The organism is Acidisoma sp. S159 (assembly GCF_009766125.1).
Lineage (GTDB): Bacteria > Pseudomonadota > Alphaproteobacteria > Acetobacterales > Acetobacteraceae > Acidisoma.
In genome coordinates this window covers 1-13,009 of the sequence record NZ_LMUG01000008.1, presented here as the reverse complement: position 1 = coordinate 13,009, position 13,009 = coordinate 1, and the positions used below count along the sequence as shown (strand labels likewise).

General features: G+C 63.9%; 15 protein-coding genes. 11 read left to right on the top strand and 4 right to left on the bottom strand.

Going from position 1 to position 13,009, the window contains the following annotated elements:
- The first annotated feature begins 76 nt into the window (after positions 1-76).
- The 3 genes from xylB to GSQ92_RS03355 all read left to right on the top strand — a co-directional run bounded on the left by xylB (position 77) and on the right by GSQ92_RS03355 (position 2,283).
- A complete protein-coding gene (xylB, locus tag GSQ92_RS03365; protein ID WP_158802034.1) occupies positions 77-1,537 on the top strand; it encodes a xylulokinase in 1,461 nt (486 codons plus the stop codon).
- Positions 1,538-1,683: 146 nt separating this feature from the next.
- The gene (locus GSQ92_RS03360) at positions 1,684-1,941 is read left to right on the top strand and encodes a GlsB/YeaQ/YmgE family stress response membrane protein (protein WP_158802033.1); all 258 of its coding nucleotides are present in this window, start codon (positions 1,684-1,686) and stop codon (positions 1,939-1,941) included.
- Between the two features lie 159 nt (positions 1,942-2,100).
- On the top strand, positions 2,101-2,283 hold the full coding sequence (locus tag GSQ92_RS03355) for a CsbD family protein (protein WP_158802032.1): 183 nt from the start codon (positions 2,101-2,103) through the stop codon (positions 2,281-2,283).
- Between the two features lie 232 nt (positions 2,284-2,515).
- On the opposite strand, the gene GSQ92_RS03350 is transcribed toward GSQ92_RS03355, so the two are convergent.
- Positions 2,516-3,073: a polymer-forming cytoskeletal protein gene (locus GSQ92_RS03350; RefSeq protein ID WP_158802387.1), complete on the bottom strand. Its 558-nt coding sequence runs from the start codon at positions 3,071-3,073 to the stop codon at positions 2,516-2,518.
- Between the two features lie 349 nt (positions 3,074-3,422).
- On the opposite strand from GSQ92_RS03350, the gene GSQ92_RS03345 reads away from it, so the two are divergent.
- Both GSQ92_RS03345 and GSQ92_RS03340 read left to right on the top strand, forming a co-directional pair.
- On the top strand, positions 3,423-4,403 hold the full coding sequence (locus GSQ92_RS03345) for an adenosine kinase (protein ID WP_159013041.1): 981 nt from the start codon (positions 3,423-3,425) through the stop codon (positions 4,401-4,403).
- A 108-nt stretch (positions 4,404-4,511) separates the two neighbouring features.
- Entirely contained in the window at positions 4,512-4,784 is a 273-nt protein-coding gene (locus tag GSQ92_RS03340) for a hypothetical protein (RefSeq protein WP_158802030.1), read from the top strand.
- 22 nt (positions 4,785-4,806) lie between these two features.
- Here the strand turns inward: GSQ92_RS03340 and GSQ92_RS03335 are convergent, their stop codons facing one another.
- The 3 genes from GSQ92_RS03335 to GSQ92_RS03325 all read right to left on the bottom strand — a co-directional run bounded on the left by GSQ92_RS03335 (position 4,807) and on the right by GSQ92_RS03325 (position 8,427).
- Positions 4,807-5,421, bottom strand: a complete 615-nt coding sequence (locus GSQ92_RS03335; RefSeq protein ID WP_158802029.1) for a LysE family translocator — start codon at positions 5,419-5,421, stop codon at positions 4,807-4,809.
- Between the two features lie 231 nt (positions 5,422-5,652).
- A complete protein-coding gene (locus tag GSQ92_RS03330) occupies positions 5,653-7,020 on the bottom strand; it encodes an aminotransferase (RefSeq protein WP_158802028.1) in 1,368 nt (455 codons plus the stop codon).
- A 51-nt stretch (positions 7,021-7,071) separates the two neighbouring features.
- A complete protein-coding gene (locus GSQ92_RS03325) occupies positions 7,072-8,427 on the bottom strand; it encodes a glutamine synthetase family protein (protein ID WP_158802027.1) in 1,356 nt (451 codons plus the stop codon).
- 114 nt (positions 8,428-8,541) lie between these two features.
- On the opposite strand from GSQ92_RS03325, the gene GSQ92_RS03320 reads away from it, so the two are divergent.
- The 6 genes from GSQ92_RS03320 to GSQ92_RS03295 all read left to right on the top strand — a co-directional run bounded on the left by GSQ92_RS03320 (position 8,542) and on the right by GSQ92_RS03295 (position 12,925).
- Positions 8,542-9,333, top strand: coding sequence for a GntR family transcriptional regulator (locus tag GSQ92_RS03320; protein WP_254066556.1), 792 nt, complete (start codon positions 8,542-8,544; stop codon positions 9,331-9,333).
- 31 nt (positions 9,334-9,364) lie between these two features.
- The gene (locus GSQ92_RS03315) at positions 9,365-10,177 is read left to right on the top strand and encodes a gamma-glutamyl-gamma-aminobutyrate hydrolase family protein (RefSeq protein WP_158802026.1); all 813 of its coding nucleotides are present in this window, start codon (positions 9,365-9,367) and stop codon (positions 10,175-10,177) included.
- A 182-nt stretch (positions 10,178-10,359) separates the two neighbouring features.
- Positions 10,360-10,950: a hypothetical protein gene (locus GSQ92_RS03310; RefSeq protein WP_158802025.1), complete on the top strand. Its 591-nt coding sequence runs from the start codon at positions 10,360-10,362 to the stop codon at positions 10,948-10,950.
- Positions 10,951-11,039: 89 nt separating this feature from the next.
- Positions 11,040-11,714, top strand: a complete 675-nt coding sequence (locus GSQ92_RS03305; protein ID WP_158802024.1) for a cytochrome b/b6 domain-containing protein — start codon at positions 11,040-11,042, stop codon at positions 11,712-11,714.
- Entirely contained in the window at positions 11,714-12,469 is a 756-nt protein-coding gene (locus tag GSQ92_RS03300; protein ID WP_158802023.1) for a molybdopterin-dependent oxidoreductase, read from the top strand. The genes GSQ92_RS03305 and GSQ92_RS03300 overlap by 1 nt, the downstream gene beginning before the upstream one ends.
- A gap of 126 nt (positions 12,470-12,595) precedes the next feature.
- A complete protein-coding gene (locus GSQ92_RS03295; RefSeq protein WP_159013040.1) occupies positions 12,596-12,925 on the top strand; it encodes a hypothetical protein in 330 nt (109 codons plus the stop codon).
- The last annotated feature ends 84 nt before the right edge of the window (positions 12,926-13,009 follow it).

The following is a 13,009-nucleotide window of genomic DNA, read 5'->3' as shown; positions in this document are numbered from 1 at the left end:
CTACACGCCGAGGTCACGCTCTGCTAAGGCCGCGACAAGGAAGCGGCCAGTCATCAACAACAGCGGAAGCAGCGCCATGTATCTCGGCATCGATCTCGGCACGTCCGGCATCAAGGCGGTGCTGGTGGACGAGACGCAAACCGTCCTCGCGAGCCATGTCGTCCCGCTCGAAGTCCAACGGCCGCATCCCAGTTGGAGCGAGCAGCATCCGGAGGATTGGTGGCTCGCGACGCTCGCGGCGCTGGACGCCTTGGCCTCGCAGCAGCCGGCGGCGATGTCGGCGGTTCGCGGCATCGGCATCTCCGGACAACAGCATGGCGCAGTTTTGCTCGACGCCACCGGCGCGGCGCTGCGCCCTGCAATCCTCTGGAACGACACCCGCTCCGAACCGCAATGCCGAGAGCTCATCGCCGCCTTTCCCGATCTCGAAGCGGTCACTGGCAATCCCGCGATGCCGGGTTTCACCGCGCCGAAGCTGCTTTGGGTCCGCGCCCATGAGCCGGAGATCTTCGCCCGCACCGCCAAGGTGCTGCTGCCAAAAGCCTATCTCCGCTACCGCCTGACCGGCGAGATGATCGAGGAGATGTCGGACGCCTCGGGCACCTCCTGGCTCGATGTCGGCGCGCGGCGGTGGTCCGAAGCGGCGCTCGCGGCGACGGGCATGAGCCTCGCCTATATGCCACGCCTCGTCGAAGGCTCGGATCCCGCTGGCGAGCTGACGCCCGAACTCGCGAGACGCTGGGGCATGACGAAGCCGCCGATCTTCGCGGGCGGCGCCGGAGACAATGCCGCCGGCGCGGTGGGACTCGGCGCGATCAACCCGGGTCAGGCGTTCCTCTCGCTGGGCACCTCCGGCGTGCTTTGGGCGACGACTGACCGGTTTCGCCCCAACCCTGCCGCTACGGTGCATGCCTTCTGCCATGCTCTTCCCGGCCTCTGGCACCAGATGGGCGTCACACTTTCCGCCGCCGCCTCTCTCGCCTGGTGGAGCCGCGTCGCCGGGGAAAACGAGGTCGGGTTGCTGAAGGCTCTGCCCGCCGTGCCCGATCGGCCCTCCGAAGCGATCTTCGTGCCCTATCTCTCGGGTGAGCGGACACCGCACAATGACGGGCGCATCCGTGGCGCTTTCACCGAGCTTTCCCAGGACAGCGACCGGGCCGCGCTGACCCAGGCGGTGCTGGAGGGTGTCGCTTTCTCCTTTCGTGATTGTCTGGATGCGCTGCGCACCGCCGGCACGGTGATCGACTCCGCCGACGTCATCGGTGGTGGCTCGCGCAGCCCGACCTGGATCGCGATTCTCGCCTCAGTGCTCGGTATCACCCTCTACCGGCTCGCCGATGGCGAGCATGGCGGTGCCTTCGGCGCGGCGCGATTGGGCAGGCTCGCCGTCACTGGCGAGGACCCAGTTGCCATCTGCCTGCCGCCGCGGCGGCTTGAGACGGTCGCACCGGTTCCCCGGCTAAGGGACGCGTATGAGGAGCGTCTGCTGCGCTACAGGGCGCTTTATCCGGCGCTGCGCAGTTCACTCACGGCGTGATTTTGGGACACACCCTGTGTCATGAAAGTCACAGGTTTCATCACACTGAAGAAAGCCCATTGATTCATCGGGCGCGCCCCCACTTGGTTGACTACAGATCCGCTCACTGCTCGCGAGGCAGCGGGTTCATCATTGGGAGGAAGATCATGTCGATCATCGGCTGGATTGTGCTTGGACTGGTCGCCGGCTTCATCGCCAGCAAGATCGTGAATAAGCAAGGTGAAGGCTTTTTTCTGGACATCGTGCTTGGGATCGTCGGTGCGGTCATCGGCGGGTTCATCTTCGAGCAGTTCGGCGCGGCGGGCGTCACCGGCTTCAACCTTTACAGCATGATCGTCGCGGTCGTGGGCGCGATCATCCTGCTCGTGATCTACCATGCGATTTTCGGCCGACGGACGGTCTAAACCCGCGTCACCCTAAGCTGACGATCAAGCCGCGCCGGCAACGGCGCGGCTTTTCTCTGTTCAAGGTTTCGCGTGCGGCCTTTCGACGGTGATGCCGGATCCTATGTGTTTTACAGGCCGGTCGATCAACGGCGGGCCCAGACAGATCGGAGTAGTCACATGGACAAGGATCGCGCTGAAGGGATGGCTCACCAAGCCAAGGGTGCCATCAAGGAAGCCGCCGGAAAAGTGACAGGCGATGCTAAGCTTGAAGGCGAAGGCAAAGGCGAGAAAGTCGCCGGTAAAGTCCAGAACGCCGTCGGCGGCGCCAAGGATGCTGTGCGCGACGCCACCAAGCGCTGACGCCTAGGCTGGTAAACGTCGATGGGGTGGCGGGACACCGGGTCCCGCCACCCCATTTCTTTGCGTAGTGCTTACGATTTAATCGTAAACTGCCACCTGAAGTCGGTCATGCCACGCGAAAGCGTGCCATCCACGCCTTTCTGTGCGGAACAAAGCAAGGCGTGGATGCTCGGCCTTCGCCGAGCATGACATGGCCGGATGGAACCGGTTCAGGCAACGGAAGACATTCTGCCTAGTTGCTCTCAATGCGCGAGAAATCCGTGCGCGGCATTTCCGGCCGCTCGAAGCCCAGGTCATGCACAGGCAGCGAAGACGAGGTTCCGGTCGCCGTCGCGGAAGGGGCCGGGGCGTCGGTCAGCATTTCGATCTGACCCGTGATCTGCCCACCATCCTCAACCTGCAAGCGGCGGCAACGCGCGCGGCCGATCACCCGGCCGGTGGAGCGCACGAGCAGGCTGGTCCGCGCGGTGATCACACCGTCGATCGTGCCGGCGATCTCGGCCTCCTCGACCTCGACCTCGCCCTTGAAGACGCCGCCCTGAGAAACCGCGAGTTCGGTGGCGTGGATCATCGTCGCCTCGACCGTGCCCTCGACCACCAGCCGCTCAGCATCCGTGATGGTGCCCTGAACGCTGATGCCGCGCCCGACGACAAGCGTCCGCCGCTCGGACGGATCGGAGGACGGCGACATGCCGCGCGAAAGATGCTGCGGGTTCGGCAGTCCCGGCCGTGGCACCGGCGGCACCGTGGGCGCGCTTGTCGGATTGGGGGCGAAGGGCGGTCGAGCCATGGCAGTCTCCTTGTCCTTGGTGGGTGCGGCGCGGAAGGGCGGCACGCCAAGGCCGTCATCGGCCTTCGGACTGCCGTTACCGGCTGGAAAAAGCGGGCCGCCGAACTCGTTTGGCGCGCCCTCGCCCTCGTGGGCGTTGTCCTCGGGTCGGCTGCTTCGGCGCTTGAACACGATTACCTCGACTCTGCCCTAGCGGAGCGCGCGGCGTATCATGAACTCTTCCAGAGGAACAACCCAGCCCACGGGTTTATCTTTCGGTAAGTCGTCTCGCGCTTTGAGGGCACACTGGTTTGCGGGCAAAGCGCCTCGCTGCTACCCGACCGAACACAGCTTATTCGCAGGAGACGGCATGGCCGCGACTCGATTCGACATCCTCGGCATCGGCAATGCCATCGTCGACATCCTCACTGAGGTCGACGATGCGTTTCTCACCGAGCAAGGCATGGTGAAAGCCTCCATGGCGCTCACCGACGCCGCCGAGTCGGCCCGGATCTATCAGTTGATGCCCCCGGCCGTGCAGACCAGCGGCGGCTCCGTTGCCAATACCTGCGCCGTCGCCGCGGCGATGGGGGCGAGCGCCGCCTATCTCGGCATCGTCGCCGAGGACGAGTTCGGCCATATCTTCCGGCACGACATCACCGCCTCCGGTGTGCATTTCCCATCCGCCGCCGCGGCACCAGGCGGGGCGCCGACCGCGCGCTGCCTGATCATGGTGACGCCGGATGGGCAGCGTACGATGAACACCTACCTCGGCGCTTGCACTGGGTTCACCGTCGCTGATCTCGATCGGGACCTCATCGCCGAGTCGCGATTGCTCTACCTGGAGGGCTTCCTGTTCTACATGCCGGAGGCGCAGGAGGCTTGCCGCGAAGCCGCCCGGCTTTCTCGCGCGGCCGGGCAACGCGTCGCCCTTACCTTGTCGGATTCCTTTTGCGTGCAGCATAACCTCGCCGCCTTCCAGGCGATGGTGCGGGATCAGACCGACATCCTCTTCGCAAACCATGCCGAGCTGACGGCCCTCACCGGTCTCGATGACTTCGACGCGGCGGCGGAGGTGGTGCGCGGCCAGGTGGAGATCGCGGCACTCACTCGGGGCGCCGAGGGCAGCGTGGTCTATCGCGGCGCCGAACGCGTGGTGATCGCGGCGGAGCCCACCACCGTGGTCGACACCACCGGCGCCGGAGACGCCTATGCCGCCGGCCTGATGACGGGGATTGTCGCTGGCGAAAGCCTGGCCGTCTGCGGCCGGATGGCGAGCCGCGCGGCGGCCGAGACGATCAGCCGGATGGGCGCGCGACCGCCGGGCGATTTGCGGCATTTAAGGCGCTAAGTGCAAGTACGATGAATTTCACACGCTTATCCGATTCTTATGGTTCAGGTTCGAGTAAGATTCGAGTGGCTAAGCTTCTGCTGTTGTGACTCGAATTAGGAACACCCGATGATTACAAACGTCAGAACGCAGTGGACAAATCCTGGATGGTATGAGGAAGATCCCAACGCGCCTTTCGACTATTGCGGAACGCGGATCAGCCCGACAAACGATCCCAACGACTTCATGCGGCAATGCGTGGCCGCTGAGGCAACCTGCGCGCGGGGCCAGATCATTGCCGCGAACGCCTCCGAAGGTGCGGCCGCCTCAGCGAGATTGCGAGCTGCAGGGCGACAATTCTTCGCCCCTGGCGACTTCAATCCTAAGTATCGCGTGACCTGAAGGGATACGCGTGTCTCGCCGCCTACCGCCGATGCGCCGCCGCCAGACATCCGGCGGCGGCGATCAGGATCCCGCCCGAGAGCCTCTGGCGTAGCCTGCCCCTGCCCGAAAGCAGCCGCCGCGCACGGGAGGCGAGCAGCGCCCAAGTGCTATCGATCGCGCCCAGAACGAGCAGAAATGTCGCGCCGAGCACCAAGATCTGCGGCTGCGCGGGATAAGCCGCCGAAATGAACTGCGGAAAAAGCGCGCCGAGAAACAGCATGATCTTTGGGTTGGCGCAGGACACCAGAAACGCTTGGCGCAGCGTGTGCCGCCGCCCCGGCGGCTCGGGCCGCACCCGGCTTAGATCCTGAGACGGCGCGCGCCACTGACGGATGCCGAGCCACAGCAGATAGGCCACACCCAGCCAGCGCAGCAGCGTGAACCAGTGCCCGAGGCCGGCCAATAACGCGGCTAGGCCGCACAGGACCGCAAGCACTTGCAGAACGAGCCCGCCGAAAGCGCCGAGAACCGTGACGAGACCATGGCGCACGCCATAGGTCGCGCTGTTGACGACGATCAGTGCGACGTTCGGGCCGGGCATTAAACCCAGCAGCAGCGTGACCAGCAGGAAGCCCGCATAGAGGTGCCAGTTCATGGGGGCAGCCTAATGCTTTCCGTTGCCAGACTGGAAGAGTGGAATTGGCTCAACACAGAGGCGGCTACTGTTTCCTCGTTTGCCGTTCCAAGAAAGTGGAGACGTGGATCCTTGGCCCTTCGCCAAGGATGACGGCAACAGCAGCTCAGCCGCCTCGTCATGCTCGGCGTAGGCCAAGCATCCACGTCTTTATCCAGCAAGCAAAAAGAACGCCGCGCCGCTTCGAAAACGTTAAGCCCTGATCGTTTTGTACGTCTGATCGATCGCCCGCAGTGCGCTGTCGGCGAAAGCGTCGATCTCCGCGTCGGAAATGATCAGCGGCGGCGAGAAGACCATCGTGTCGCGTACCGCCCGCACCATCAGCCCATTCGCGATGCAGAAATCGCGGCAGGTTCCGCCAACCTTCCGCTTGCTGTCATAGGATTTGTGCGACGTGCGATCCTCGACCAGTTCGATCGCGCCGATCAGCCCGCGCCCTCTGATCTCACCGACCAAGGGATGATCGCCCAGCGCATCCTGTAGCTTCGCACGCAGCTTCACGCCCTGCCGCTCAGCCGCTCCCGGCAGATCCTCGTTCACAATGATGTCGAGGTTCGCGAGCGCCACGGCGCAGGCTACCGGATGACCCGAATAGGTGAAGCCGTGGTAGAATTCGCCGGCATCGTTGATGAAGCTCTCGGCCACCCGCTCGCCGACGAACAGCGCGGAAAGCGGGATATAGCCCGAGGTCAGCGCCTTCGCTGTCGTCATCATGTCCGGGACAAAGCCGTAGCTCTGCGAACCGAACATCGTGCCGAGCCGGCCGAAGCCGCAGATGACTTCATCGGCGATGAGCAGAATGTCGTGCTCGCGGCAGATGCGCTGGATCTCGGGCCAATAGCTGTCGGGCGGCATGATCACGCCACCGGCCCCTTGGATCGGCTCCGCGATGAAAGCGGCGATCTTGCTGGCGCCGACCTCCTCGACCAGACGCTCCAGGCTGCGTGCGGCATGCAGGCCGAAATCATGCTCGCTCATCTCGCCGGCGTCGCGATAGGCGTAGGGTGTCATGACCTGGCGGAAATCGGGCAGGTCACCGGCTTGGCGGTGCATATCCTTCATGCCGCCCGCCGAGGCGCCAGCCATGGTCGAGCCGTGATATCCGTATTCGCGGCTCACGATGATGCGCTTCTCGGGCTGACCCTTGGTCTGCCAGAAAACCCGCGCCATGCGCAGCGCGCTATCCACCGCCTCGGAACCCGAACACGCATAGAAAATATGCGAAAGTCCGGGCGGCGCGATTGACGCCAGACGCTCGGACAGCAGCGCGGCCGGCGGCGTCGTCGAGTTGAAGAAGGTGTTGTAATACGGCAGCAGGCTCATCTGCTTGGTCGCCGCATCCACCAGCTCCTGACGGCCATAGCCAGCAGCGACGCACCACAGGCCCGCCATGCCGTCCAATACGCGATTGCCGTCGCCATCGAACAACCAGACGCCCTCGGCCCGCGTGATGACGCGTACACGGCCGGCATGCAGCGCCTTGTGGTCGGTGAAAGGATGCAGGTGATGCGCGTTGTCGATCTCGCGCAGGCGATCGATGTCGTTCAGAAGATCCAGCATGGGAATGGGCTTTCCTGGTTTGACGGAGGCGAGACGCGGCAGCCGGCTTACTCAAGCGCTCCGCAGATAGGCGTCGTATTCAACCTCGGTGACATGGGCGCGGATTTCCTCGATCTCCTGCCGCTTGCAGGCGGCGAATAGCGCGCGGTAGCGCGTACCCAGCGCCTCGGCGATGAAATCCGATCGCTCGAAACGGGCCAGCGCTTCTTCCCAGGTCGAGGGCAGGCTCTCACAGCCGCTTTCGCTATGCTCACCGGTCAGCGGCTCCGGCGGCACGCTCTGCGCCTCCAAGCCACGCAGGGCGGCGGCGAGGATGACGGCGAGCATGAGGTAGGGATTGCTGTCCGACCCCGCCACGCGATGCTCGATGCGCGTCGCGCGGCCAGCCTCGATCACCCGCACCGCGGCCGTGCGGTTGTCGATCCCCCAGCTCAACCGGGTCGGCGCATGGGCAGCAGGTGTCAGGCGGCGATAGGAATTGGAGTGCGGCGCGAAGACCAGCATGCTGTCGCACATTGCATTCAGCATGCCGCCCACCGCCTGCCGCAATTTGCCACCGGAGGCCGCGCCATCCGCCACAAAAATGTTCTCGCCCGAAGCATCCAGCAGGCTCAGATGCGTGTGCATGCCGCAGCCCGCGAAACCGCCATATGGCTTCGCCATGAAGGTCGCATCCATGCCGTGCCGCCGCGCGGCGCCGCGCACGATGCGCTTGAGCATGATCGTCCAATCGGCCATCCGCACCACGTCATCGGTATGCGTGAAGTTCAGCTCGTATTGGTCCGGACCGTTTTCCCGCACGGTTCCGTCGAGCGGAATTTCCTGCTCCGCCGCGAAGCGCGTGATGTCCGCGAAGATCCCGTCGAAACGATGCAGCTCGTCGAGACAAAGCACGTTGGAGTGCCAGCCCTTCCATCGCGCATCATCGGCGCCGCGCGGTCGCGGAACATGCCCGGCCTCGGTCACTGGCGCGATGAGGTAGAATTCGAGCTCGGTCGCGACGATCGGGCGCAGCCCGGCAGCCGCGAAACGCGCCAGCACGCCCTCCAGCACCGTGCGCGGATCGGCGAAGAAGGGCTCGCCGTCCGCATCCACCATACGCAGCATGACCTGTGTCGCCGGCCGGCTCAGCCAGGACATCGGCACGATGCCGTGGCTCACCGGCACGCAAACGCCATCCGGGTCGCCGGTGCCATGTGCGAGGCCCGCCTCGTCGCAATCCCGTCCCCAGATATCCTGGGCATAGACCGAGCGCGGGATCAGCACGCCCTTGGCGGCAACCTCCGGCAGTTTCTCATGCAGCACCCATTTGCCGCGCGGCACGCCGTTCCCATCCGTCACAAAGGCTTCCACGATTCCGGGATCAAGTGAGGTCGGTACGGTTAACGCGTTCGGCTGGAACGTCATGATGGGCTTTCATTGCAGCGGCTTATATATAAGCGCATAATGTGATCACATTTTGCAAGCCTAATGGTGGCGGCTCCGGTCGTTCCCTCTCCGGAAGCCGCTGAAGGCATTGAAATGGCTGAGAGTCCCAGGCCGACCGTAACGATGCCGGACCGCAATCCGGGCGAGCCGATCCACCAATGGGTGTTCCGCGCTCTTCGTCGCGCGATCATGACCGGCCATTTTCCGCCGGGTCAGGCCGTCACCATCCGTGGCCTCGCGGAAAGCATGAACGTCAGCGCCATGCCGGTGCGCGACGCGCTGCGCCGGCTGGTGGCCGAGCGGGCCCTCGAACTTCTCGACAACCGCCGCGTGCGCGTGCCGAGTATGACCACTGAGCGCTTCGATGAATTGCTGACAGCCCGCATAACGCTCGAAACCGAGGCTGCCACCCGCGCACTGCCTTTGATCGACGACACCCGGCTGCGCGAGCTGCATGCGATCGATGACCGTATCAACCGTGCCGACGCGGCAGGCGCTCCGGATACCGTGGTGGAGCAGAATTTCCTCTTTCACCTGACGCTTTACACGGCGCGGCCCGGCAGCATTTTTGTGCCGCTCATCGAATCCGTGTGGCTGCAAACCGGCCCCTTCATGCGCGTGGCGCTGGAGGAGACCCCGTCGAAGGATCCGATCGACCGCCACATCGAGGCGCTCGCCGCCATCGCCGATCGCGATCCCGCGGCACTACGGCGCGCCATCGAGGCGGATATCCGCGACGGCATCGGCCATCTGGGAAATACAGGGCTGCTGGTGAGAAAACAGCGGCCACCCGGTCGGTTGCTCAGCCCTGGGCGATCACCGCGCAGGGCTGCAAAAATCGCATCGGAAACGACTCGGAATGCGCGAGAAGCGGGACTAACTTGATGAACACTTCGCGACAAAGGGAGTTCTAGGAATGGCACGCAAGCCGGTCATCGGTTTTGTTTGCGACGTTCTGCCGATGGGCGGGCACACGGCGCATCTCGTCTACGAGAAATATCTCTACGCCGTCACCGTTGGCGCCGACGCGACGCCGATCCTGATCCCCGGCCGGATCTCCGATGCGGACGGCAATGTCGCCCCCGGCAGTCTCGATATCCCTTCGATCCTCGCCATCGTCGATGGTCTATTCCTGCCCGGCAGCCCGTCCAACCTCAGCCCGGTGCATTACGGCTCGACCGAGGCGGAGCAGGTGCTTCCCTCCGATCCGCATCGCGACGCGCTGTCGGTCGATCTCATCCGCGCGGCTCTGGCTGCCGGGATCCCCATGCTCGGCGTTTGCCGGGGCTGCCAGGAGATGAACGCGGCCTTCGGCGGCACGCTGCATGGCAAGGTCCATGAGCAGACCGGTTACGCCGACCACCGCGTCCGCCCCGGCCTCGCGGTCGCCGAGCAATATGCCACGGTGCATGACGTGACACTGGCGCCGGACAGCACCCTCGCCCGCTGGAGCGGGGCGGAACAGTGGCGCGTGAACTCCCTGCATGGCCAAGGCGTGGACCGCCTGGCCCCCGGCCTGATCGTGGAAGCCCGCGCGCCGGATGGTCTGGTGGAGGCCTTCAGCAATCCGGCCGCGAAGCATTTCGCGATGGGGATCCAATGGCATCCCGAATGGCGTTTCGGCGCCGATCGCCTCTCCACCGCGATTTTCCGCGAATTCGGCGGCGCGGCGCGCGATTACGCAGCGGAGCGTGTTACAAAGAGACAACCCGCTTTCGCCGAGGCTTAGTCTCGGAAGGCTATTGGCGCGGAGGTCGTAAACAACTTCGCGACGGGTTTATTCCTTTGCCCTGTCGCGGATCTGGCCTGCGATGAAGAATGCGGTAACTGAGGTGGACGGCGCGCCGAATAGCTCCTCTTCTTCAACCAAGGCTCGGCACTTCGCTGGGCCGGCCAGAAGTAGGACCGAACATGCGGATAGTTCCCATCGCAGCCGCCGCCCTCGCCGTTTCTCTCATCGGTGGAACGGTCATCGCCCAAGCAGCGCCCGTCCGCACCCGCGGCACCATCGCCTCCGTGACCGCCAGCGAGATCGACGTCACCACCCGCACTGGTGAAAAGAGCTACAAGATCACCGATGCCACCCATATCGTCGGCGCCAAGACGGCCACGCTCGGTGACATCCAGAAAGGCAGCTATATCGGCAGCGCCGCCGTGCCCGCCGGCGGCGGCAAGCTCCGCGCGCTAGAGGTGACAGTCTTCCCGGCCAGCATGAAGGGCGCCGGTGAGGGCCATTACCCCTGGGATCGCGGCCCCTCCAGCAGCATGACGAATGGCACCGTCGGCAGCCTGATCAGCTCCCAGGGCAGCACCATGACCGTGACCTATAAGGGCGGCCAGAAGATCATCGAGGTGCCGCCGGACGTTCCCGTCGTCTCGGTCGAGCCGAGCGACAAGACGGCGCTTCAGGCCGGGCAGAAGGTTATTGTCTTCGTCGCCCCCGACGGCGGCACAGCCGGCGCGATCGTCTATGGCGAGAACGGCATCACGCCGCCGCAATAGCATTCGGCGCTTCGTGTAACGCATCCGTCGTGGCAAACGAATAAGCCATGGCGGGTGTGTGACCCGCCGATAGCCAGGAGTTGCGTGCAATGACCGAGGCGGAGCCGCAGGCCGGGCCTCAGCCGGAAACCGCCGGGCCGCCGAGACGGCGCTGGATACTCATCCATCCCCTGGTCGTCCGCATCACGCATTGGATCAACGCCTTCGCGATCGTCTGCATGGTCATGAGCGGCTGGCAGATCTACGACGCCTCGCCCATTTTCAACTTCGTTTTCCCGCCTTGGATGACGCTCGGTGACTGGCTTGGCGGCGGCATCGCTTGGCATCTCGCGGCGCTGTGGCTGCTGGTCGTCAATGGCCTCGTCTATATCAGCTACGGCTTCGCGAGCGGCCATTTCAGCCGCGACTTCTTTCCGCTCAGCGCAAGGCAGGTGCTGCTCGATATCCGCTCTGCCCTCACCTTCAACCTCAAGCATACGCCGGGCGTCTACAACGCGGTGCAGAAGCTGCTTTATGTCGCCGTCCTGTTGCTGGGCGTATTGGCCGTCATCTCTGGCCTCACCCTGTGGAAGCCGGTGCAACTGCCCTGGTTCGCCTGGCTGCTCGGCGGCTACCCGACGGCGCGGGTGATCCATTTCTTCGCGATGAGCGGCATCGTCGGTTTCGTCATCATCCATGTGGCGCTCGTCATCATCGTGCCGCGCACGCTGCCGACGATGATCACCGGCCGCGCCCGGCTGCGTCCCGGCGAGGAAATCGTCTGATGACCCGCAAGGAACGGCTCGCCCTGACCGAGGCTTTCCGCCCGCAGTTGCGCAAGGTCGAACGGCGGCTGATGTTGAAGTCGAGCCTGTCGCTCGGCGCCCTCACCCTCCTTACCGGCTGCGATCTCGCTGATGGCGACGTCACGGATCGTGTGCTCTGGGCCATGCTGCGGTTCAACGACCGGGTGCAGGCGCTGCTGTTCAATCCTGTCGTCCTGGCCAAGACCTTTCCGCCAAGCCGCATCACCAAGCCTTTCCGCTTCAACGCATTCTACGACGAGGACAGCGTCCCCGACGTCGATGGCGGGGCCTGGAAGATGGCGGTGTCCGGCCTCGTCACCGACAAGACGCCGTGGGATCTGAAACGCCTGCGCGCCTTGCCGCAGGAAGGCCAGATCACCCGGCATATCTGCGTCGAGGGCTGGAGCCAGATCGGCCAATGGAGCGGCGTGCCGCTTCACATTTTCCTCGAACGCGTCGGCGCCGACACGCGTGCGCGTTACGTCGGTTTCAAATGCATCGACAAATATTATTCGAGCATCGACATGGCGAGCGCGCTCCACCCGCAAACCATCCTCGCGCTCGATTTCGAGCAGCAGCCCTTACCCGCCGAATTCGGCTTCCCCGCACGGCTGCGAATCCCGACGAAGCTTGGTTTCAAAAACCCTAAGCACATCGCTGAGATTTACGTGACGAACACGAACCCGGGCGGCTATTGGGAGGACCAGGGATATAACTGGTTCAGCGGCAGCTAAGCCCCAAATTCGGGACACGCCGCTGAGGTACGATTCAGAAGCCAGACTGCGCTGAACGATTCGGGTCAGCAACTTCAGAAACTCGACTGACTTTTCGTCTATTCGGGGTTTTTCTGGAGGATGGCCATGTCGGATCATGTCAGCGGTAGCAAGCGACCCTTAATCACCACGAATGAAATTCCGATCGCGGGCGCGCCCTTTGCGCCAACCGCAGGGACGACGGCAATGCGGCCCACGATCCAGACAGCGTTCAACACACAATGGATTCGATTGGACACACTCGGTGTTCCCATCATGCACGAAGATGCGAGGGGCTGGATCATAGAAATGGCCCAACGGCACCTCCCGAAGGAACAACCGAAGAAATGGTCGTTGAGTCTAATCAAAAAATTTTCGGACGAACTAGACTTCGGAGTGACCGCCAGAGATGTCACCCTTCTACATCAAGCAGCCTAAGGTCTAACAGTCCGTTTGAGAAAGGTCAGTCATGGGCGATCCGGCGTAAAAGCAGGCTTCCCATGGCGACATGGATCATGGCCT

What these genes read in the sequence shown, in the direction of transcription:
- xylB (WP_158802034.1), top strand. Translation starts at nt 77, where the DNA reads ATGTATCTCGGCATCGATCTCGGCACGTCCGGCATCAAGGCGGTGCTG.
- GSQ92_RS03360 (WP_158802033.1), top strand. Translation starts at nt 1,684, where the DNA reads ATGTCGATCATCGGCTGGATTGTGCTTGGACTGGTCGCCGGCTTCATC.
- GSQ92_RS03355 (WP_158802032.1), top strand. Translation starts at nt 2,101, where the DNA reads ATGGACAAGGATCGCGCTGAAGGGATGGCTCACCAAGCCAAGGGTGCC.
- GSQ92_RS03350 (WP_158802387.1), bottom strand. Translation starts at nt 3,073, where the DNA reads ATGGCTCGACCGCCCTTCGCCCCCAATCCGACAAGCGCGCCCACGGTG.
- GSQ92_RS03345 (WP_159013041.1), top strand. Translation starts at nt 3,423, where the DNA reads ATGGCCGCGACTCGATTCGACATCCTCGGCATCGGCAATGCCATCGTC.
- GSQ92_RS03340 (WP_158802030.1), top strand. Translation starts at nt 4,512, where the DNA reads ATGATTACAAACGTCAGAACGCAGTGGACAAATCCTGGATGGTATGAG.
- GSQ92_RS03335 (WP_158802029.1), bottom strand. Translation starts at nt 5,421, where the DNA reads ATGAACTGGCACCTCTATGCGGGCTTCCTGCTGGTCACGCTGCTGCTG.
- GSQ92_RS03330 (WP_158802028.1), bottom strand. Translation starts at nt 7,020, where the DNA reads ATGCTGGATCTTCTGAACGACATCGATCGCCTGCGCGAGATCGACAAC.
- GSQ92_RS03325 (WP_158802027.1), bottom strand. Translation starts at nt 8,427, where the DNA reads ATGACGTTCCAGCCGAACGCGTTAACCGTACCGACCTCACTTGATCCC.
- GSQ92_RS03320 (WP_254066556.1), top strand. Translation starts at nt 8,542, where the DNA reads ATGGCTGAGAGTCCCAGGCCGACCGTAACGATGCCGGACCGCAATCCG.
- GSQ92_RS03315 (WP_158802026.1), top strand. Translation starts at nt 9,365, where the DNA reads ATGGCACGCAAGCCGGTCATCGGTTTTGTTTGCGACGTTCTGCCGATG.
- GSQ92_RS03310 (WP_158802025.1), top strand. Translation starts at nt 10,360, where the DNA reads ATGCGGATAGTTCCCATCGCAGCCGCCGCCCTCGCCGTTTCTCTCATC.
- GSQ92_RS03305 (WP_158802024.1), top strand. Translation starts at nt 11,040, where the DNA reads ATGACCGAGGCGGAGCCGCAGGCCGGGCCTCAGCCGGAAACCGCCGGG.
- GSQ92_RS03300 (WP_158802023.1), top strand. Translation starts at nt 11,714, where the DNA reads ATGACCCGCAAGGAACGGCTCGCCCTGACCGAGGCTTTCCGCCCGCAG.
- GSQ92_RS03295 (WP_159013040.1), top strand. Translation starts at nt 12,596, where the DNA reads ATGTCGGATCATGTCAGCGGTAGCAAGCGACCCTTAATCACCACGAAT.